Consider the following 1,351-nt stretch of genomic DNA (forward strand, 5'->3'; position numbering starts at 1 on the left):
GGCGCAAGCGCCACGGCCAGGTAATGTGGGTGTCGCGGGGAGGGGTTCCGATCGGCCTACCGATTGGAGGATACCACCGTGGCACCAATTAGAATGTCGGAAGCCGTCATCGGGCTCGATGTCGGGAAATCGTCCCACTGGGCATGCGTCGCGACTCGAGACGGCGAGGTGCTGTTGAGCACCCCCGTCGCGAACAGGGAGGACGACCTGGACTCGCTGTTCGGCCGCTTCCCCGATGCGCTCGTGGTCGTCGACCAGTCGCGCAACATAGGCGCCCTCGCGCTCGCCCGCGCCAGGGCGGCCGGGATGTCGGCGGCGTACCTGCCGGGACTCGCGGCGCACGGGGCCGCCAGGCTCTTCGCCGGCGACGCCAAGACCGACGAGCGAGACGCGATGGTCATCGCGAAGACGGCGCTTGGCATCCCCGACGCGCTCCTGCCGGTCGGAGACCCAGGTCCGACGATTGCGGCGGCGAGGGCGCTGGCCGCCCAGAGGAACTTCCTGACCTGCGAGAACACTAGGAATAAGAACCGGCTGCGCAGCATCCTGCTGGAATCGTGCCCCGCCTTCGAGGCACTGGTCGACCTGTCCGACGGGCCCCAGCTGAGGCTCATGGCATCCCTCGGCGGGGCCTGGTCGGTAGCCGACGCCGGGCCCCGCAGGGCGGCGGCGCTCACGCGTGGGGCGGCGCGCGGTAAGATCGAGGCCCTCGTCCGCTCGACAACCTCCTCGACAAGGCCGGATGCGTCGGTCGTCGCCGCCGAGGACCGGGCGGTGAAACTGCTCGCGCGCAGGATATCCGAGAACTCGGCGGAGATCGAGGCGATCACGGCGGAGATCTCCGCCCTGCTCGAGGGCGACGATACCTACCGATGCCTCCTGACGGTGCCGGGCATCGGGCCCAAAACCGCTTCCGAGCTTGCGATCTCCATCGACATCGAAGACTTCCCCAGTCACGACAGGCTCGCGTCGTACTGCGGCCTGGCGCCGCGCAACCGCCAGTCGGGAACCTCGATCTCCTCGGTGACGGCATCGCGCCAAGGCAACAAGAGGCTGAAGAACCTGCTCATATTCTCATGTAACTGCCTCACCCGGACAGAGGGGAGATGGGGCGACTACTACACCAGGTGCCGAGAGCGGGGCATGTCGCACGGCAAGGCGCTCAAGGCGCTGGCGCGAAAGAGACTGAAGGTCATCTACGCGGTCATGCGAGACAGGGTGCCTTACGCAGCCTAGCCGAAACGCACCGAGCAGACTGAAGCCCACCGGCCTAATGGCTTGGCGTCAGCATGCCGCGATTCGGTCGCACGAAGAGCATTTCCCAGTTGACAAAACTATAGGAACACCCCCC

General features: G+C 66.8%; 1 protein-coding gene. It reads left to right on the top strand.

Annotation, left to right across the window (positions count from 1 at the left end):
• Window positions 1-93 precede the first annotated feature (93 nt).
• Window positions 94-1,236, top strand: a complete 1,143-nt coding sequence (locus AAAX34_RS09395; protein WP_349111069.1) for an IS110 family transposase — start codon at window positions 94-96, stop codon at window positions 1,234-1,236.
• Window positions 1,237-1,351: the final 115 nt, after the last annotated feature.

This window comes from Collinsella sp. CLA-ER-H4, assembly GCF_040092395.1.
GTDB lineage: Bacteria > Actinomycetota > Coriobacteriia > Coriobacteriales > Coriobacteriaceae > Collinsella.

Coding starts and splice junctions, on each gene's coding strand:
- AAAX34_RS09395 (WP_349111069.1), top strand. CDS start 94: ATGTCGGAAGCCGTCATCGGGCTCGATGTCGGGAAATCGTCCCACTGG.